This window comes from Paenibacillus sp. P46E (genome assembly GCF_001909095.1).
GTDB lineage: Bacteria > Bacillota > Bacilli > Paenibacillales > Paenibacillaceae > Paenibacillus_AQ > Paenibacillus_AQ helianthi.
Genome location: NZ_LVYZ01000041.1, coordinates 1 through 21337, shown reverse-complemented (window position 1 = coordinate 21337; position 21337 = coordinate 1). Strand labels below are relative to the sequence as shown.

Below are 21337 nucleotides of genomic sequence, written 5' to 3'. Positions count from 1 at the left end.
TTATTCGAATTAATTCGACAAATTGGGTCTGAAGTCCTTGTTAACAAAAAAAAGACGACCATAATGTCGTCTTGATCAATCTCAGCTTTATATTATCTAAACCAGTAAGAATACAAACTACACCAACTCCTCAGCCTCCTCCCAAAACTCCACTTCTTCATCAAATTCCGAATCATAATTTTTCTCTTCCCCAGTTAAATATTTTGACAGAATTTTAGTGATCCGAATACCATACGGATATATTGTATGTTTATCGTAATTCAGACCTACTCTTCGTAGCTGATCAACTAAATTAGCTAGATCATCACGTTCCATCTCATCCAGCTCGCCCAGAGGAATGTACTCGACTGCTTTCTGCTGAAGCAGCTGTTTGCTAGGTGACAGGAACTTGATATCCTCGTTTCTCACACCAGACCATGCTCTTGGCCTTCCACCAACACCATAATATATCCCTAGTGGATCTTTAAAAATCCCCGAAGCTTTGTTGAATTTCTCTTCAGCATCATCTTCAATAATCCTATATTGCGGCACATCATCCGTCATATTGACACGTATAAACTTAAGACGGGCATCATTTACTAGCCGTTCGCTCAGATAAGGAACTTTATCGTATTGAAGGTCAGTATTTCGAATTACTGGAAGCCAATCCTTTCTCAGCGTCGCATTGATCATTACTGTTAGCTGCTTTACATCTTGACCAAGCTCACTCTCAATAGCTCTGACCATAAAATCCAGAAAAACCTGTTTGCTTTGATTCCATTTGCCCGGATTGTCCAACATTTTGGCCTCTTCCAGATAAAAAGGTGCCTCTCCCAAAGGTAACCATGACTCAATTCCGAATATCCTTAACATTATTTTTGTTCCGTTCATTTTCGATATGACGGGTAAATGTTTGTTGTCTGCTTTTAAAATATTGAATGACAGAATTGGACCGTATGAATCTAGCTTGGTCACATTGTTGCTTAGGAAGCCTGCATCATTAAGCAGATCAAATAATGCATTGATTATACGAGCAGTATTACCCTTGTCATCATCCGTAAGAGGTTGTATGAACTGTGTTAGACGTCTTGCCTTTTTCATTCCTTCCCTTATAGCTCTCTTAGGATCACCGTCTTTACTCCAGTTTTCTTTAGGCGCAATCTCCACTAATGCCAATGTCCGCTGATCCCCGGAAGAGCGTTCTTCATTAAGCAGCTTGTTAATTTGATTCACTCGCTTGAAAAAGGCAACATCAGCTTTATATGTTCCAACTTCCAGTTCACTTACAATTTCAACAGAATTGCAGTGTACGAATTCTACGGTTACATCCTTATCGCAATTGAGACCATATACATTCTCTGAAATTTGACGATTAAAGATTATTGATTTATTTTCCAGTGATTTTTGTTCAGTCGTATAAACTTCTTTCATTGCAGTAAACATTGCTTCACTACTATAAACCTCAATAATTAGCTTTTCTGCTTGATGCGCGACAATGGGGAACCGAATGTCATTCATACGCTTACGAGGGATCTCCGGAATATGAAATAACGGTGTTAGATGATACATAGCAAGTACTTCTTTAAACTTATTAAACAGACCACTTTTCTCCGATAACCCTAGTCCTGACTTCACAAAGTTACCTTTGCTATTGAATGAATGATGATTGATTACATACGCAGTGACTTCACCCTTTCCGTCTAGGAATGCAGAAGGATTAGAGAGCAACATATCAGGTTCGAAGGATTCTCCGTACAGAACATCCCAATACAAGCCATCCAGGGCTGTTTTCCAGACTGCAAAAGGCGGTGTTCCCTGTCCACTACCAGCACGACGCTCAAACTGAAGCTGTGAGAAAGAAAGCTTCTCTTGCAACGTATACGGATTACGGACTGACACAAGAACAGAACAGGCATGATCCGCTTTTAAATAACAGGAACCTTCCTTAATTTGTGCGTTCTTCAAATACCGCCTTGTACCTACAGTAACAAGAATAAGCGGTCTATCAGCGTCCCCACCACGATTCTTCAGTTCAACTTTTAGTACATAAGAAAAAGGATCGTGTTTTGTTGATTTCCTGATCGGAGTGGAGACACATTCATGCTGATTATTAAAGATCGTATGATGAAACTGGAGTTCCTCTACAATACCTTGCCCTAACTCAACCGTTCGGAGTTCTTCACAGAACTTATGAGCTGCCAAGCCAGGAAGCCATTGGTATTTATCAATAGATTCATGAAGTTCGCCAAAATTAGAGGTTTGCCATACCAGTCCAGCCTCTTTAATCTCTTCCGGGAGATTCGCTTTTGAATATCCTTTCAAATGTGCAAACCAGCCTAGTGTGAGCTTTTTAATATGAGACTCTGGTATCTTCACTGTGGAAACAATCCATGGCAAGTCTTTTTGCAGTACTTTATTATTTAAGTCCACATGAACAATCTCCGGAAAAATGCTCTTAAGCTTCTTGCAGAGAGGTTCAACCTTATAAGCAAGCTTGTGGTTTTGAGGTGTCATTTGTGTAATGAAAAAATCGCGCCAGCTGTCCGGCATATGCATGACATGAATCGTTTCATGATAAAATACCGCTTCATTTACTTCCAATGCAAAGAGCTCCATTCTGTTCATATACTGCCTCCCATATTCATATTATTAATCGCTTCGCTAAAGGGCCCATATAAACTTTGGAAAATGTTATCTTTCTTGTTCTTGCGCATAATTTCTGCCCATACTTCAAGCATCGAATATCCTTCAGGGTTACCTGCTGGTTTAGCGTTGAACTTAGCATCACAGAAGTAGACATGGGCATCTCTACCTCCACGCAACAAACGGCCGATCATCTGCCATACCGGAACAAAAGTGTACCAACCCATAATCTCTCTTTCCTTGGGATTTAAGATTGACCAGAAATCCGGTTTCATATACATATGTTCCAGCTTACCGCTGCTGATTTGCCGTAGCTTGGTAACTGCCTTATCGTAAACAAGGTTCTTTCCTTCTATCCGATGCAAATATTCTGGCAAATACGCATGCAGGACCTGAACAAGATAATTCAGATCATTGGGTATGGGGTAAGGACGAACCAGAAAGAATACTGAACCGAAGAGGGCTTCTCCCTGCCTATCTAATATGTTATATCCCCGACCAACGGACAATAGGGGTACAATCAATACCTCAGCCCGTTCCCGGTAAAAGGATTCAATCAATACTCTGGAATACTGATCTTCTTGGTGACCATCATCCCTTGAGAGCGCCTTATATCTGCCCGTCCAAGTTCTATCATTCCGAAAAACACTGCAGACTGTTTCAACATCATCATAAGAGTTAACAACCAGCAATACTCTCCTGTTGTTACCTTCAATTCTCCAGTGTTTCAGCTCATATTCAATATCTGGCTTTAGATGTTGTACCATCCCACTTAAAAATTGATTTCTCTGTTCTAGATCACGAATACCTGACACTGAATAAAATCCCCCACGAACCTCATCAAGCACGGGCATATAATTCATCTGTATAACTGAGCTTTGGCGGTTTGCTCGTAGCAACCATTCTGAAGGTGTCTTCAAGTCGTAATGAGCCGACTTCGGAGCATGACTGGTTCCAGAGAGAAATACAACCGCAGGACCTGCTTTCCTGTCACATTCTTGATAAAGATTATGCCAATCATGAAGCAGCAGACGGCCCACTGCAGTGTATTCAATCAGCTTGAACTTCCCGGTCTTTTCATTGTCAGGCAATTCATATTTATATCCCAAGGTAATCCCGGTCATCGCTTCTTTCATAAATGCCTGATAATCCTTCTGCATAGTAAACAACGGTGAGAAATTAATCGATAGGCCAAGTTTAGCTTGAATCATAGGAAACGTAGTTAAAATGTATTTGATACTCTCCTCTGCCCTACATAAGTACAGGAAGAATTCAAGCTGCGCATAGAGTAGTTCTGTTTTCACCCTTGGTTTAAGGACTCCGTTTACTTTGGATATAATCTGTTCCAGAAGTCTTTGCTTCTGCTCGTAGCTCTCTGCCTCCACTATCTCATCAACGGTTCTTGCGAGTATTGGATCCTTATATGGGTCTGAGGCGTATTCACTGAAACGTTTGAATAACCTTGACTGTAATTGAGAATCAACAGAAAGTTTTTCACTTAATGTGCCCGCCAGTGCTGCCACCCGAATCAGATTATTCCTGATATCCTTCCTAAGCGTCTGAGACAGTTCCAGTTTGTTATAAATTCGCCAGATCATCTGATCCAGCATACGAAGCCTATCATTCCATTCAAGAAAGGCGGGATCACCCGCATACTGACCATAATATCCACTGGTTAGCTCATTAGACTCATACCTCAGCTGTTCAAAGATATCGTCAGCTGCCCCGAACACATTGTATTGTGTCAAAAAGGTCTCATCGAATTGCTTCTGTACCTGATCTGCTTCATCTACAAAAACAACATCAAGCAGGTCATACATGGCTTCGTAAACCGTTCTTTCCAAAGGATCAATCACTGCTGATATCCGTGTCTTCAGCACACTTGGTGCAGTAGCTACCCATACCTCAGCATTCTGCAAGGAAGATAGATCATTATATACACCGCAGGCATGTGCAAGCGGGCATTTCACAGATGTATCATCTTGCTGTAACTGGATGCAAGGATATCTGCTGCTCCGATCATAATCTTCAGCCAACGCTTTAATGATACAGACATCAGATAAATGGATAAGTGACTCATACTGCTGGTTCTGCCAATCACTAACCTCTTGAATGCCACTACTATTCGCAAACAAATAGTTATTGAGATGATCTTCTCTGGAGGTTCTCCCAATAACAGGAACAGCAAGTATTCCAAGCTTACGTAGTTCTCTGACACGCTCAAGGGCTTGCATAACGCTGCCTTCAATGAAACCCACCCTTGCCCCCTCATGTTTAACCAGCCGGTAGGCTTCCATCATCATAAAAGTCGACTTCCCTGCTCCAAGCCCCCCACCAATGTGTTGATTCCCTTGATACACAAATTCTAGATCCATACCATCAAGCGATTCCAAAAGCACAGACTTAGCCCTACTCACCCACATGGCCGATGCTCCCAGGAGTTGATCCATCTCAGTTGCTAATCCAGCTCCGTTATAGGGGACCGAAAGCTTAAATATTCTTTTTGCCCGATAAGCTGGCAGAGGTTTGATTTCATTGGAGAGCATAGATTCAGGGATTTTCCCGTGGAAGGTAATCCATTGCCCACCTCGGATCCTTCGAGAGTATGTAAACTCTTTTTCATTAGCAAAGGGTTTTGTATTCAACTGGCGTGGGATGGGGTGTTCAAGGATACTGCTATAGATAGAAGAACGGTCAATTAAATAACTCGGAGCAATACGAATAGCTCCTTCATCCTCTTTGATCTCGTATAACCGATACTCACTCCCAATTTCCTCATAGGCAATGATTCGTTTCAGGAGATTCTTCTTGGTTCGCAGTTCAGGAAATAGAATTCTCAGCCGGGTGATGATATCCGAGCGAGTTGTATGTTTCAGAATGGGTTCATTGTAACCAACCAGAACTGACCACGCCTGATGGATGGATAGCTTAGGATCGATCAAAGTACAGCCTGTAATGAATAACTCCATGCTCACTAGAAGGTTAATTTCAGATTTACGCAGTTGAAGTGTTTCAAATGCCTTGATGATACCTTCTGAAAGCTCCCAATAAGTCTGCCTCACAGAAACACCTTCTTCAGCATGGATTCAATTTCGTTCTCCATGATCATTTCGATATACTCCCGAGCAGTTTCATTTAGCAGATTCATACTTCGTTCACGATAAGATGCGAAGAACTGGCTGCGATAATTTGGAACTACAATAAGGCATTTATTCTTGTACTTTTCCAAGTAGGCAGGACTCTGATGATTGAAGAAATTAGCAAGCGTCCGTGGATCTCTGAAGTCCTTGACATCAAGAAAGATCCTTTTTCCATCTTCGGATACCAAGAGATCATATTCATCCACATTGGGATAGAGCTCAACCTGATATCCCTTACGAATCAATCGTTCTGCGATTCTAAGTTCAGATATTCCAGGCAGCAATACAAATCTTTGAATTCCGGGCACAAGCCGCAATACCCTTTCCCTACCAAAATCAAAAGAACTCATGAGCTCAAAATCAGCAAGCAGATGGCAGATATCTTCCTTATTACAACGCCACCGATCATTCTTATATTCCAGGGTCCAGCCACAGTGTGGGCATTTCCGAAAGTTAGCCATCATAGGTGTTATTTCCTCATAGCATTGTTTGATCAGATTCGTTAGTTGAATATCAAGGAAAGTATCGGCAAATTGGGACAATTGAAAGGAATTAACTACGGCATTTTGTGGATTAGATAGAAACGTGCGGATGCGAGTATACTCCTGCTGAAGCTGCCGGCCTTCTTCTCGGCAGTACATCAGGATCTCATACATAGTCTGTTGCTCAGCATCCTGTGGGGAGACATGACGGTTCAAGAACTCATCAGCATCCGGCGTTAAGCCAATGAATTCTTCTAACAAAGGAGCATCTTCGGGGTAATAGTCTTGGAGGTCAGGGATACCCCACTCTTTGGAGGGGCGATGAAGGGTCTGCAGCAAATGATATAAGTCAACCGGAGGTTGAGCTTTAGAAGCAGCTGTCTGTTCTATGAATAACAGCATTCCCTTATAAAGCTCGTCCGGAATCTTGCCGTAGTTGCCTTGCCATTTGTTAATCCCTGTGATCAGGGACAGAAGAGTGTCATGTGTTTTAGCCATAGAGCACCATCCTATTAGATTATTGATAGATATAGGATAAACTATGGGAGTGACTATTAGTTGTCAGCGAATGTATGTTCTCTGAAACAATGATATTAATAGAAAACACATTTCAGAAATAAACATCCGATAATATCGCTTATCAGATGTCATCTCCTAACACATTTAGATATCCATTGTATTCAACAGTTTTTTTAATTCTCTTAATTCTTCTAGGGACAAGGTGACTCCTTTACCCATCTTTTTGTGATCGGCTGACCAGTCTCTTAGATCGTACTTTGGCTCACGATCGTTCCAACTAATCAGATTCAACTCTTTCTTCCAGCCTGTAGCGGTTTCTGATATACTTCCTAGGTCCTCACGAATTTCAAACTTTAATGAATCCGCCATCTCCCGTTTCTCCTTTCCCAACTGCTCGTTTTGTTTCAATGATTCTTCCAACGGTTTATCCTTGGCGACGCTAACGGTTACTGATTTGATGTTATCTTCATAACCAAAAAGTTTTTCAGATTCAGGACTATCATCAAGTTCTGACTTTCCAGCACCCCAGAAATCAAACTCCCGCTGCCTACTTTCGATCCCAATATAAGAACTTATATTCATTTGTTCTTCAGAATCTTTCATCTCTTTCTTTTCAGTTAGAATGGTAGTCTTTTCTGGCGCGACGGGTTCCTGCATATCTTGTTGAAGAATCATATCAGTGTTCATCATCACGTTTACTTCATTCTGGGAAATCTGGTATAACTCTATCAACTCCCACAAAGATTGCATCGCTTCTTCGGGGTCATAATAAAACTCGCTGCCTCGGATTCTCCAGAACCTCCATCCGCACCGCTCGAGCATACGCTGTCTTGCCATGTCATCATCATATTGCTCAGGCCCATGCCAATAATCCCCGTCGCATTCTACAGCAAGTTGGCCATTCATTCCTTGGACCACCATATCGATTCGGAACCCACCAAACTCATACTGTGTTATAACGCGATATCCTCGTTCAACGATTCTATCGTAAACATGCTTCTCGAACTCGGATTCACATTTATCTCTTGATCCTTCAGTTTCTTGCAAGGTAGGATTTTGGCAGTAAGAGATCAATTGATAACGAAGGCAACCTTGATTTCTAATATCGTTCAAAGTCGCACTATGAAAGAGCCATAGCTGGTCCCTAGACCGACTGGCAGCAACGTTAAATCTTCGTTTGTCCTTCTCACTTGCTAGAGCCCTCATAGCCGTCTCGCCAGGTGATGCCACTAAACTCAAGAAAATCACATCTCGTTCATCTCCCTGGAATGCATAGGCATCGCCGCAGATAAGATTCCTGCGCTCCATTTCTTCCGGTCCAATCTCCCTTAAAAGCAAAGACTCGATTAATTGATGTTGAGAACCTCCGAGAAGAGTTATAACACCCATCGACAACCCATCATAGCGGGAATCTTGTATACATTGTTTGATAGTATCCACGATTGCGCTCGCTTCTGGATGATTCTGCACTTTCTGACCTGTTCCTTGTCTAAAACCTTCCTTGACATGAACCGCTTTAACAGGTTCGAGCCTATTAGGAGGGTATTGACGAAGAGGAATTAACGGCGTGCTGGAGTAACAAAGTTGATTACTAAATTGGATGATTTCAGGCATACATCTGAAATGCTCCCGAAGCACGATTCGTCCTCCGAACAGTACATTCGCTAAATCGAAAAATGAATTGTCTAGTCCAAGCAACTCACCATGCGGAAAATCATACAGGTGTATTTTGCGCAACTGATCCACAATCTCACGGGAAATCCCCACATGTTCTGGACTGATTTGCTTGTCGTCACCTACAACAATGATTTTTTTGGCTATGTACTTCAGAAGGACAGGTTCAGGACCGGATTGGCTGGCCTCATCAATAATAATTACGTCAAATAAACCCTGTGAAGGATCAAATGACTCGACGACTCGATAAAGAGGCATGATCCAAGCAGGAATTGCAGATCTACAGTGTTCCATATGATACTTCGCATCTCGTTTATGTTTCTCGGCATGCTTCCCCGTATCCTTACCTACATTCCGAATCGCAAGACTCCATGCCATAAGGTGCTGTTGTTCCGATGCAGTTAATCGCTTAAAACAATGCTCCCAAGCCTTCAAGGCACCAATATCCCCTAAAATCTCTTGAATCTGTTTATCCAGACGCTCCAGTACTTGACTTAAATCTTCTTCTGACTGCCCCATTAATTCCTTCAACCATGTATTGGCTTGTGCCCATTGAAAGGCCAGATCCATATTTTCAAAACACTCAGGCCACGCTCTTTCATGTTGATTTGCCACTAAGTCCAGATAAGTAAGAGGAAGTGTTTTGAATTTTTCTTGCAGCTCCTGAAACCTCGTATATTGCATGTCTCGTTGGTGAAGTGACTGTAGATCAGACAGTGATGACTCGTATTTCTGAACATTCCTCAATTCAATCGCCTGGATTAAATCATCACATATCAAATGAATAGATTTATCTTCCTGATCATGTTGATCTGATTGAGTAACCTTAAGTCGCAAGGATTCAAATTCCTTAGTCAGCTTCCTCTTCTGCTCCAATATCATGCAAGAATCAACAACGCTCACTAGCTCGGCAAGCTGATCGGACTGACGTATTGAATACGAAGTTCCGTGACTCTTTAGAAGTGCATGAAGTTGCTTTAGCTGATCCGAGTATTGAATGCAAAGTTCTAACATCCCTACATTTCTGAGAAGCAGAGCTGAATAAATAGAATGGCTTCCCGTTCTAATGGGTAAGTTCATGTAGGGTTTCATCAAGTCGGTTATCTTGTCTAATCGTAGCAAAAATTCAAGATATTGAATAACGGTCTGGAGTTCGTCTATATTGCTGCATACTTGTCCATTTAATACAATCGACTTCGTAATATACAACGTATCTTTAATGTTTTTCTTCAATAAGAACGGGAATCGTGTGGTACCACCGTTATCTAAATGGTTCTTCAAAACCTTACCATCTTGTAGAAGTTGCCTTAATGAAACACCCTCCGGCAGCTGAACGTCCAAAGCATCATAACGTCTTGCATCTTCGAGCAGCCGCTCAGTCTGCCCCGTAATAATCTGCAGCAATTCTCTCCATGAGACATCTTGATTTTGGTGAATATCCATAAGGGTCTTCTCAACCCATTCTTCACCGTTTTCCAATAATACAGAGTAAATGTGCTCGATCTTCTCTAGGTTAACTTTACAACTATTAATGGCTTCTTCATCCCAGGCCGAGATGCTCGAGTATAACTCTAAATTAAGAACATCAGTATACTTCTCTAAAACAAGATCGAGGTGTTGTTCCTGCTCCACTAGATTATGAAATTGCTTTACTTGCACCAGACTAAATGGTTCTGGGAACCATAGACCCAATTCCTGAATCATTTCATCCGTAAAGATATGAAGCAAAGAGTATAATTCCAATGCCTCATCGCTGGTTAGAGGTATTTTTTCCTCAAGTTCGACTTGATCCTTTACCCATCCATAAGATTCTTGCTCCAATCGAATCTGGTTCGCCAACTTAGATGCAGTTCCTTGATATTTCCCATTCAATAAATAATGCGTATAAGTTTCCTTTTCACGCACTGAACGCAGTGTATGCTCAGTCTCTGCCTTTTGTTTGCGAAGTTCGAAAAGTTCCTTCTCAAATTTGTTAATTTTCAAACTGCTTTCAGAGGAGCTCCATAAGTCTCTACGATAAGTAATCCCTTGAACAACTTTCTCAAGATCCCGAAAGGCACCATCATCACTCCCCAGAAGATTAACACATAGAGTTTGGATTTCTTCAGGTAGTTTTTCCTTTAATACTTTTAACGCTCTTGGAGTTTGGCTAGTGACTAAGATTTTTTGACCTGAGGCTAGTAAATGAGAAATTAGATTGGCGATGGTATGACTTTTTCCCGTGCCTGGCGGCCCTTGAACAATGACACCGTCTTGTCTATTTAGTGTTTCAACGATTCGTCGCTGTGCTTCGTTAGCTGGCTTAGGAAAATAGATTTCTTGAACTTTAAAATCAGCAACATTAGATAGGGAATGCGAGAATTCTTGCTCATCACTGTATGTATCTGAATAGTCCTCATCCAGTGTTTCTACCACCCGATGAACCCCTTTTGGAACTTGGTTATCTTTCAGCTTAAGTTGTTCAATGATCGTAGAGTAGGCCTGTATATATCCGCGTTCCGTTCTCTTCCGTAATATCAATGCAGGACTGAAGGAGACAAATGGATGCGGTTTGAGATCATAAGATACCTCTAACCTGTCCTCAAAGGTACCTTCTGCTGACATAGAATTCACCCATGTTCGCAGCATGAAACCCATTTGCTCTTCGTTCCAAAAGTCATCCTCCAAGCTCTGCAATATTAATTCTATGGATTGTATCGCATCTCGATTAGGCCTTTGGTCGATTTCCAACATATCCTGTTCTAAGAAAGGCTTTATACCTTCCGAAGAAGCACGAAGTGTAAATGTTCCCGTGTTCGTATCCATTGCTAGTTCGGCCCGACCTGTGAGTAGATGCCGAATAATAGGGTTAGCATTGGGTGCCTTCCAGTTGAGTAAACCACTTGCTACAACAAGCTCGTACTGTTCACCGAGCTTCTTTTGCAACTGATAAATCGAGAACAACTTCTCATATTGATCTTGGATTTTTTTGCTACGTTTATATTCAGTAAACCAAGGCCCCCATAGCTTCTCAAGATAATCCGCCCATATATCTTGAAGCTCAATCTGATCATTGAAATAAATGAATGGGGGATTCATTTCGCTCTCCTGATTATCTTCTTCCTCATCTTCTAAGATTGGATCTATCTTGTATTCAGGGTTAGGCAATTGCTCTTTAATTTTAGGAACATCACCACTTGGTTTCTTCAACTCTTGTGTAAGGACCCATGCCTCTATCTTCTTAGGAATAGTGGGAAGTTCAGGAATGTGCGGTTTCTGAATTTCTAGCCAAGTATCGTCTTTCCGGTATTCCTTACCGCGCAAGGAGAGAGTGCATTCTGGCTCCTCTGGGATTTCATGAAACCAAAACACCTTCTCATAGGACCGAACATCGTAAATAACAGGTGTACGTAAGAGGGTTAGCTCTTTCAAATAGCTAAATAATCGAATGGACCGATCTCTGATTAGTTTTTGTTGCTCTGTTTGTTCCAGAATGATAATCACCTCCAGTATTAAGGAATACCAACATGAATAGATTAATACACCTATTCAATAATTCAGATAAAAATCCCTTTTTTCGACATTTATTTACCATCATTATACACCATTGAAAAAGCAATAATATGTCAGCGAGTGTATGTTCGCATAAAAAATCCTCCCGAGAGGGAGGAAGCAGGTAAGAGGATATATTCCAGCCAAATCATTTATAGCATCTAACTCACATAAAAGTTAGTATAACTATACCCTTCCCTCGTTTTCTTCACCTCAAGGATTGCCGGTATCGCGCTCTTCAGCTCCTGAACATGTGAAATCACACCAATCATTCGACCGGACTGTTGCAGGTCTATCAGAGTATCAATGGCCTTGTTCAGAGACTCTTCGTCCAGTGAACCAAAACCCTCGTCGATGAACATGGTTTCTAGTGAAACCCCGCCATCATAAGCTTGAATAACATCTGCCATTCCGAGCGCTAGACACAGCGAAGCATTAAACTTTTCTCCACCGGATAATGTCTTCACATCCCTCAGTTGACCGGTATAATTGTCATACACATCAAATCCAAGGCCACTTTGCTTGCCGCGTTTCTCCATGCGGTCGCTGCGGACAAGGTAGTATTGTCCTCCGGACATCTTTTGTAGCCGATGGTTTGCATTGTGAATAATTTTATCTAAAAACTCAATTTGAAGATAGCGTTCGAAGGAGATCTTACTACTATTTTCTCCGCGCACAACATCATACAAATCTTTCACGACTTGGTACTCACGTTCAGCCTCTTGGCAGCTACGCTCAGCCTCAAGAATATTCGCCTTAAATTCCGAGCCTTTATCAAAGTTATTCCCAGCTTGGATAGACTCCGCACGAACGATATCAATAGATTGTTCCAGATCATCTAGAAGCTTCTGCAGGATGGCAAGATCTTGACGTTCTTTACCTGCCAGCGTGGAGGTTAATTCCTCAATTTGCTTGGTTACCGATGCCAATGAGGCCTTGTACATTTCAATCTGACTCTTCAGCTCAGCTTGAGCCTCATTGCTCATCTTCGCTGCTTTATAGCTTTCTTCTGAAGCGAACCCAGCCTGTTCTAACGCTCCGAGGTAACTTTGAAGAGCCTTGTCCTTATTGGTAGTCGCTTCACTTTTCCCATTCTCAGCATTGACTCGGCTTGCTGATGCCTTTATATTCCGTTCGTTCGCTTCCTGGTATTGACTCTGTGCTTGCTTCCACGCGCTCTCAAGTTGTCTATTGTTAACCTCTGCACTCTTGATATGCTGTTCTAATTTCCCGAGACTACGTACTTCTTCTGGCAAGCTGGATAAAGATTGATCAAATAATGCTTTCTCAGTTACATATTCTGTATTTTTGCTATTGAATAAATACAGCGTATGTTCCTTTTGATTACGTATCTCCTCCAATTTGCTGTCCAGTGTATCTAGTGATTGCTTGAGTGGAGCCAACATCGAATTATCTTCTTTCAGTTGCTTCTCCTCTTCAACCAGTGCCTTTCCCTCTATTTGCAGATCAGCATAAACACTCTGAATCCGTTCTAACGGATATCCCAGTTCAAGCAACTGTTGCTGTTTCTCATTAATCTGCTGTTCAGTAGTTGTGAGCTTCGCCTTTACTTCTAGGTGTTTTTTTTCAAATAAAGATTTCTCCTTACGCATCCGTTCAAGCTCTTCTTTGGTAGGAATGTCGCCGGTGGCAGCAGCTTTTTGGGGATGATCCAGACTTCCGCAGACCGGACATAACTCACCATCATGAAGATGACTTGCAAGCAATCCTGCTTGTCCTTCAATCCAACGTTCCTCAATTGCAGAATACGCATGATCCGCTTGTTCAAATGACCCTTTATTCTCTCTTTCTTCTGCTTGTTCTGTTTTACGTTTGTCTAAAAGGCCGAGATATTCTTTCATAGTTACAGCCTGCTGTCTTAACTGGTTAAGCTTTTCAGTCTTTGCCGGCAAATGAAGAACCTTATCTTCCAGTTCCTTAACTTGCGCTGCCTTAGAGAGTCGATCGCTCTGCTTCTTCTCCAGCTCATCAATTGAGCCGTTCAGCTGCTTAGACAAGGTATCCACTTCTATCGTAAGCTTCATGACTCGTTGCTGTCTCTGATCAATCTCTTTTACTGCTGGGAGATACCCTTGAAGCCGATCCAGTTCACGTAAAGATTGATTCCGTAATTCTTCCTTTCCCTCTTCCTCCTTATAGAGAGCAATAGTCGTATTGAGGGCAGTTTCAGCCTGCTGGCATTCTATAAGCGCAGCTTCGAGCAACTCGCTTTTACGACTCAGTTCATCCGTCATTTCAATAGTATGTTGCTCATAGACCTGAAGGTGAACCGCTTGCTCCGCCAGAGACAGCTGCACTGTTTGCTGCTTGATAACATCCTCTTTCGCTACTAGTTGTTGTTTTACTTCAGATTTCTGGTCTAACAGATCAAATTGTCCATTTACCGCTTGTACTTGATGATAAACAGCCATATGTTCTTGGAATTTGGTCAGTTCAGATTGCAACAGGAGCTTCTTTTCTTTCAGTTGCACAGTGTAATATTCAATCTCTTTATCCAATGCTTCAAGCACTTGATAAGTATTGTAGTTCTCCTGCTCAAAAACCTTGTATAAGTCAGAGGCTTCACGCCCACCTAGAGTACCTTTCACATTACCGATATGATATTCCAGCATCTTCGCTTGCTCCGAGCAAATTTGCTGCATGTCCTTGCGTTGTTCATTCAAATGGTCCGCAACCTGTTTATATAACCCTGTCTTAAATATCCGGCGCAAGATCTCTTCCTTGTTCTCTGTCTCTGAGGTGAGCAGCTTGCGGAATTCACCCTGTGGCAGCATAACGATCTGGCTAAACTGCTCCTTGGTGAGTCCAATAAGTCCGCGAATTTTCTCATCCACCTGCGACACGATAAAACGATCGACAATGGGGACAGCCTTTCCACTGCTGATTTCGTACAGTTCATAACTATCTCCTGTCGCACCTTTATTTCCGGTCTTAACATGGGCTAACTGCCGGAAAACACGGTACGCCCGACCTTTCAGCTCAAATTCCAAATCAACAGACGTGTGGACCTGGTCATCGGCGAAATGGCTCCGAAGCATCTTGTTATCATTTCTATCCTCACCGCTTGCATCTCCATACAGAGCGAAACAGATCGCGTCAAAAATCGATGTCTTCCCTGCACCCGTATTTCCTGATACCACAAATAAGCGATGCTCTTTTAGTTCAGAGAAATCAATAACCTCTGTATCCTTATACGGCCCGAACGCCGTCATTGTCAGCTTGAGCGGTCTCATAATGCTCACCTTCTTTCTCCAGGATTTCCTGCAGCGTTTCGATAAACAACTTCTCTGTTTCTGGCGATAGATCCGTTCCTCTTACGTCTTTATAAAAAGCTTTGAACAGCGACAGTCCATCCATCTTTGCTCGTCCTTCAACCACCTGTGGCTCCCCAATCAACCCTTGGATTGTCTTCTTGCGTTCTACATGCATTGCGTTTGGATAGACCGAGCGTACCCGTTCCATTGGCGATGACACCAACACTTCATCCAGCAAGCGGACGAACACATAATCCTCATTAATGACATGCCGCTCAATATCTTCGATAAAACCTTCGACTGTACGCATATCAAGTCGTGGGATAAGCAATTTTCGTTCAATCGTTGTGTTTCCATGCTGATCTAGGTGGACAATTAAATATCCCTTGTTATGATGTTCTTCAGAAATCGAATACTTCAGCGGTGAGCCGGCATACCGGACTGTTTCGTTTCCAACATGATGTGCCTGATGCAAGTGACCTAATGCGGTGTAATGGAATCCGTCAAAAAATTCAGAACTTACATGTTCAGCCCCACCGATCGACAGCGGCCGTTCAGAATCACTGGTATTATCCTGTGCTTCACCGCCAGGTGTTACAAAAGCATGTCCCACAAAAATATGGCGGGCGTTTGGGTCCATCGTTCTTTTAATATTCTCCGTAATCTTCTGCATCGCATCATTATGTGTTCTAATAATCTCATCACCAAGTAAATAACGTACTTTACCCGGTTCAGAATAAGGGATGAGATGGAAGTGAACTTCACCATGCTCATCATTCAATACCACTGGCTCCATGGAGGTGGTAAGTTCCCCGGCGATATGTAGTCCCGAGGCTCTCATAATGTTGCTACCGAAATCAAGGCGGCTTGGACTATCATGATTACCGGCGACGGCGAGTACAGGAATTTTCAACTGCAGTACGATCTTCTGCAGCACCCGATCAAGCAACTGCACCGCTTCCGTCGGTGGGACGGCACGATCGTAAAGATCGCCTGCGATAATGATAGCATCAGGCTGCTCTGACTCAATATCCTTGATAAACTGTTCAAGAATATATTGCTGATTCTCAGTCATATAGACGCCTTGCACCAGCTTGCCGAGATGCCAGTCTGCTGTGTGGAATATTTTCATAGTTTTCCGTCCTTTCGGATTGTCTTGTTTCGAAATTGCCTTGTTATTATGTATCTTTATTAAACAAAAGTTCGCTGACAGGAGGTTGTCAGCGAACTTTTGTTCCCACTTAATCAACTCTATACTTTTTAAAATTCTCCGCCTGCTCAAAAATCTCCTTAAATATCTCATCTTTTGGAACAGGGGGGTATCCATTTTCGGCAAGTGTTAAAATCAAGTCAACCTTCAACTCTGCTTTGATGTCATCACGGTGCGCCCAATCTGTATATCTAGCTTTGTCGTCAATGATCTTCTTAATCTCCTGCGAGAGCTTTATAAGTTTATCGTGTGCGTAATCAAATTTATATTTCTCCGCAATTGCTTTCAGAATATCGTAGAACGCTTTTTCTTCGAAATCAATTCCTAGATCTTTAAAAGAATTCCGCTCCTTCACAAGTTCTGCAAACAAATTTGCGAATTGGTCTGCAACATCGTCCAATACATCGCTTTGCATTGCTTGAAAGTCTTTTCTTTCATTATATAGATCAATTAATTTCTTTAATCGCTTTGAAAAATCCACACCTTGCACTCTATTAGTTTTCTTGAACTCTTCTATTGCCTTAGCTAATAATTTTTGTAACAACTTAATTTTAGTATTTGGCAATTTAATTTTATCAATCTTCGCCATATACTCATCGCTGAATAAATCCACATTATTACTAGGATCATTTTTATCCAGAGTAAATATTTCTTCGATACCTTCACTTATCAAAGCTTCCTGTATCATCTGTCTTACCTTTTCATTCATCTGAGAAGTGTCAGGTGCTCCTCCAACAGTTAGTTTATGAATGATAGATTTAATTGCAAAATAATAATGTATGTAATCTCTTTCAATTTGGGTGATCTCTTCGCTGGAACAACATAAATTGTATGCAGAACGAAGTTTTTTCACAATCGCTATGAACCGTCTTTCCAGTTCATTAGTCTGCTGGGCGAATTCTGCCGCTCGGTTTAAACATTGAAGTTGTTGTAAAGGTGTTCCCTTAAAATAGGCAGTACTATCGAATCTGTGGAAGATCCTCGTAAGTAAGTCTAACTGGTCTTTTACAATTACTACCGCTTTGTCAGTCCCGTCAAAATTATCACCATCTACCACACCATATTTTTTCAATGCCAAATTCATATTGCTCTTAATTCCAAAATAATCAACTACCAAACCCATTTCTTTACCTTCATAAACACGATTCACTCGGGATATTGTTTGAATTAAGGAATGTTGTTGAATAGGTTTATCTATATAAATGGTGTCCAAAAATGGCACGTCAAAACCAGTAAGCCACATATCAACAACAATGGCGATTTTGAAGTTTGACTTTTCGGATTTATACTGTCTATCTAGTTCTTTGCGGTAATCTTTTGTGCCCAATAATTTATAAAGCTTTTCTTCATCATCCTTATCTCGTGTCATCACCATTTTAATCTTCTCAATGGGTTTTATTTCTTGTCTCTCTTTTTCAGTAAGTACTACGCCCTCATCACTTTCTTTAATCTCTGCCCATTGTGGACGCAAGGCAACTATCTGTTTATACAAATCGTAAGCAATCATTCTGCTGGTGGCCACGAACATTACTTTACCTTTTACGGTTGCAGCTTCTTCAATACGCCTCTCGTAATGCTCCACAAAATCTTCAGCTACTAATTTCAAACGTTTAGGGTCTCCAAGAATTACATCCATTTGTGTTACCGCTTTTTTACTTTCTTCTATTTGATGTTCGTTAGCCCCATCCGCTTCACACTTTTTATAATAGTCTTCAATTTCTTTTAGTTTGGCCTCGTTTAAATTCACCTTGGCGGCTCTACCTTCATACACAATCCTTACGGTTATTTCGTCATAAACCGATTCCCTCATTGTATAGGAGTCTTCTACATCTCCAAAAACATCCATTGTGGCATCAATTGGAGTTCCTGTGAAGCCTACATAAGTTGCATTGGGTAAAGAATTGTGTAAATGTTTTGCGAATCCATACTTCTTTTCCACACCATCTTTAGTAATTTTTATTTTTTGGTCAAGATTAACCTGCGAACGGTGTGCTTCGTCTGAAATGCAAATCACATTTGATCTTTCGGTAAGCAAGTCGATGTCTTCATTAAACTTATGAATGGTAGTTAAGAAGACCCCACCACTTTTTCTGCTTTGTAAATAAGTTTTTAATTCAGCACGACTCTCTACACTTATTATTTGATCATCACCAATAAAGCCCTTTGCGTTAGTGAATTGTCCTGAAAGCTGGTCATCCAAATCAGTTCTGTCTGTTATAAGAACAATAGTGGGACTATTAAAGTGTACACTTCGCATCAATAATCTTGTAAGGTACAACATGGTAAAACTCTTACCACACCCTGTCGCTCCAAAATACGTACCACCTTTACCCGTTCCTTCTGGTTTCATATTTCGCTTAATGCTATTAAACAATTTATTGGCAGCATAGTATTGTGGATAGCGAGGAACAATCTTCTCTTCTTTAGTGCTCGTATCGGGAAAATACATAAAATTACGAACTACATCGAGTAAACGTTTTTGATTAAATAAACCTTTTACCATTGTAAAAAGTGAATCAATACCGTCCTTATCCAAGGGTTCGTTCCCTTCTATTTTTCGCCAAGCATAGAAAAAATCATACGGAGCAAATAATGAGCCGGATTTATTATTAATGCCATCACTGATAACACAAAGAGCGTTGTACTTAAATAGCTCTGGAATATCTCTTCGGTATCGAACTGTAAGTTGAGTATAGGCATTCTTAATTGTAGTGTTTTCTTTAATAGCGCTCTTAAATTCTAACACTACTAAAGGTAAGCCATTCACGTAAATAATAGCATCAGGAATACGTTTTTCATAACCCTGGATTTCTAATTGGTTGACTATTTTAAATAGATTGTTTTCTAAAGTTTCAAAGTCTAACAATTGAATAAATAAATCTTTCTTACTACGGTCTTCTCGTTTGAAAAGAAAACCATCTGAGATCATTTTAATAATGGCTTTGTTGCTATCATATAATGCGGAAGAAGGTAGTACCTCCATTTGGCGGATAATCCCTTCTATTTCGTTATTCGTAATATCATCATCAGAATAACGATCGAATAGATATGCTTTGGTATCATCACGAAGGAGAACGTCACTCATTTCCTTATGAATGTACATACCATTTTTGTGCTTATAGTCTTCAGTTTCAAATAGCTCTATTACTGCACGTTCTAGAGATTCTTCTGTGAATTTCATAGATTATCCTCCAGTGTTGCAATTTTGGAAAGCAAGATATTTTTTAGGGACTCCAAAAAATAATTTTCTTTTTCTTTAATCATTATATTTTTATTCAACATATTGAAACTAGAATATAATTGAGCACCAATTTCACTAGAAGGGATGAGAACGTTGAAATTAAACAAATGTTCTAAAGTTACGCTTGCTTGATTTGCACTTCCTTGTGCTCCTGATAGAATAAAATCCGAGAAATCTTTTTCAATTAAACGATAGTAAAGGAATAATTGTCTTTCTGTTTTTGTCGCTCTTAATCTGACAGCATTTTGATTTAGCAATGAATTATTCGCCAGTTCTGGTACAATAACTATTTTCCCAACAATTGATAATGGATTATTTGGCCAAGAGCCAACTGTTGAGATTATAATGTCGTTTGTTTTTAATCTATATTGAGAATATTCTTGCGCTTGATCTACATCCAAATAATTACAATTTCTAGTATCAATAGTTTTATCTTTAAAATCCGATACACGGACTATAGGTACACCTGATATAGTATAATCATTGGATTGAAAGGCAAATCCTTTTTTATAATTAATAAGATTACCTAACTTCTCCAAGTTCCACCCCTTTGGAATCTCCTTATCCAATTCATTATTAAATTCCATCACTCCACCCTTTGATTTGTATGGTTTGCCGTTTTCGTCAGGAAATTCAAAATCAATAAACCATTGTTTGTATATAGCCCGTGCGGTTTCTTCTGATTTTTGAATAAGCTGTTTATTTAGATTTATTCTTTTTATCAGAACATTGTATTCTTTTACAGTTTCTTTTTGTTTACTGATAGATGGAACAGGGAGTTGCATATTGCAAAAATCTTTCCAATTCAACCCCCCTCGAACATCGGCATCTGTATAAAACCACGCATTTCTGTCAAATTCTCTACGTAAAAACCACATCATCAAATACTCTGGGTCAAGTGCTTCTTTATCAATAATTTCAAATACATTATAGGCTGGAGAAACAATTACATCCTCAACCTGTTTTGAGAGAGCAACTGGCAGTCGTTTATCTCTACCTACGTGCATTCTGTTACAAGCGAATTGTCCGTTCTTGACAATTTTATATGTAGTCATATCAGTTCCTACAATATTAGCTACTGACGACATGAAATATTTATCAATGTTTATACCCAACAAATTATTTACATTAAGTTCAGTATTTCGAACATTAATTTCTTTAATATAATCCCCAAGTCGTTTATATTTTAATTTCATAACCTAACTCCTTAAACACAGAAAGTAAATCTTTTTTAGAAATCTCCTCTTCTTTCAACAAATTGGAAAATTCGGTTTGTAATGATGCCATTTTCTCATCAAAGTCAATATTCTCATCACGATTTATAAACTCAATATATTTGCTTGGAACTAACGAAAAATCTTTTTTCTCAACCTCTTCAAGCGTCGCACTGTAACAAAACTCTGCGATATTTTGATAATTTTTTTCATAATCAATTTGTTGCCATATATGATAAGTATCACCAATTTTTTTAATATCATCTTCGGAAAATTGAACAAACTTTTTCTCAAACGGAATACCCAGTTCTCTCAAATCCATAAACAAAATTTCATCGATACGATTACGATATTTTTTAAGCTTTCCGTTTTGCTCAATGGTTCGATTTTTTTTGTTTCTATTTAATATCCAAAGAGTAACGCTTATAT

9 protein-coding genes and 1 pseudogene are annotated in these 21337 nt (G+C 40.4%); all 10 read right to left on the bottom strand.

The genetic code is table 11. From position 1 onward, the window contains the following. Nucleotides 1-117: 117 nt before the first annotated feature. Nucleotides 118-2604, bottom strand: a complete 2487-nt coding sequence (locus A3849_RS14560; RefSeq protein WP_074112081.1) for a pPIWI_RE module domain-containing protein — start codon at nt 2602-2604, stop codon at nt 118-120. Next, a complete protein-coding gene (locus A3849_RS14555; RefSeq protein ID WP_083613510.1) occupies nt 2601-5684 on the bottom strand; it encodes a pPIWI_RE_Z domain-containing protein in 3084 nt (1027 codons plus the stop codon). The genes A3849_RS14560 and A3849_RS14555 overlap by 4 nt, the downstream gene beginning before the upstream one ends. After that, a complete protein-coding gene (locus A3849_RS14550; protein ID WP_074112079.1) occupies nt 5681-6742 on the bottom strand; it encodes a restriction endonuclease-related protein in 1062 nt (353 codons plus the stop codon). Before A3849_RS14550 ends, A3849_RS14555 begins: the two co-directional genes overlap by 4 nt. Nucleotides 6743-6907: 165 nt before the next feature. After that, complete coding sequence (locus A3849_RS33570) at nt 6908-7132, bottom strand: YdbC family protein (RefSeq protein WP_256700780.1); 225 nt, start codon at nt 7130-7132, stop codon at nt 6908-6910. Between the two features lie 369 nt (nt 7133-7501). Further along, nucleotides 7502-11041 (bottom strand): annotated as a pseudogene (locus tag A3849_RS14545) (AAA domain-containing protein); the annotation flags it as partial. Nucleotides 11042-12129: 1088 nt separating this feature from the next. Beyond that, nucleotides 12130-15222 carry an SbcC/MukB-like Walker B domain-containing protein gene (locus tag A3849_RS14540; RefSeq protein WP_074112077.1) on the bottom strand — a complete coding sequence of 1031 codons (3093 nt, stop codon included), beginning with the start codon at nt 15220-15222 and terminating at the stop codon, nt 12130-12132. After that, nucleotides 15179-16375, bottom strand: a complete 1197-nt coding sequence (locus A3849_RS14535; protein ID WP_074112076.1) for an exonuclease SbcCD subunit D — start codon at nt 16373-16375, stop codon at nt 15179-15181. Before A3849_RS14535 ends, A3849_RS14540 begins: the two co-directional genes overlap by 44 nt. A gap of 109 nt (nt 16376-16484) precedes the next feature. Continuing rightward, nucleotides 16485-19634 carry a type I restriction endonuclease subunit R gene (locus A3849_RS14530; protein WP_074112075.1) on the bottom strand — a complete coding sequence of 1050 codons (3150 nt, stop codon included), beginning with the start codon at nt 19632-19634 and terminating at the stop codon, nt 16485-16487. After that, nucleotides 19631-20890 (bottom strand): restriction endonuclease subunit S, encoded by a 1260-nt coding sequence (locus A3849_RS32440; protein WP_074112074.1) that lies wholly within the window; start codon nt 20888-20890, stop codon nt 19631-19633. The genes A3849_RS14530 and A3849_RS32440 overlap by 4 nt, the downstream gene beginning before the upstream one ends. Next, nucleotides 20874-21337: N-6 DNA methylase (locus A3849_RS14520; protein WP_178382701.1), on the bottom strand; the 464-nt coding region annotated here is incomplete at its 5' end. The genes A3849_RS14520 and A3849_RS32440, both read right to left, overlap by 17 nt.

Excerpts from the sequence above, each read along its gene's own strand:
- A3849_RS14560 (WP_074112081.1), bottom strand. The coding sequence starts at position 2,604 with ATGAACAGAATGGAGCTCTTTGCATTGGAAGTAAATGAAGCGGTATTT.
- A3849_RS14550 (WP_074112079.1), bottom strand. The coding sequence starts at position 6,742 with ATGGCTAAAACACATGACACTCTTCTGTCCCTGATCACAGGGATTAAC.
- A3849_RS33570 (WP_256700780.1), bottom strand. The coding sequence starts at position 7,132 with ATGGCGGATTCATTAAAGTTTGAAATTCGTGAGGACCTAGGAAGTATA.
- A3849_RS14540 (WP_074112077.1), bottom strand. The coding sequence starts at position 15,222 with ATGAGACCGCTCAAGCTGACAATGACGGCGTTCGGGCCGTATAAGGAT.
- A3849_RS14535 (WP_074112076.1), bottom strand. The coding sequence starts at position 16,375 with ATGAAAATATTCCACACAGCAGACTGGCATCTCGGCAAGCTGGTGCAA.
- A3849_RS14530 (WP_074112075.1), bottom strand. The coding sequence starts at position 19,634 with ATGAAATTCACAGAAGAATCTCTAGAACGTGCAGTAATAGAGCTATTT.
- A3849_RS32440 (WP_074112074.1), bottom strand. The coding sequence starts at position 20,890 with ATGAAATTAAAATATAAACGACTTGGGGATTATATTAAAGAAATTAAT.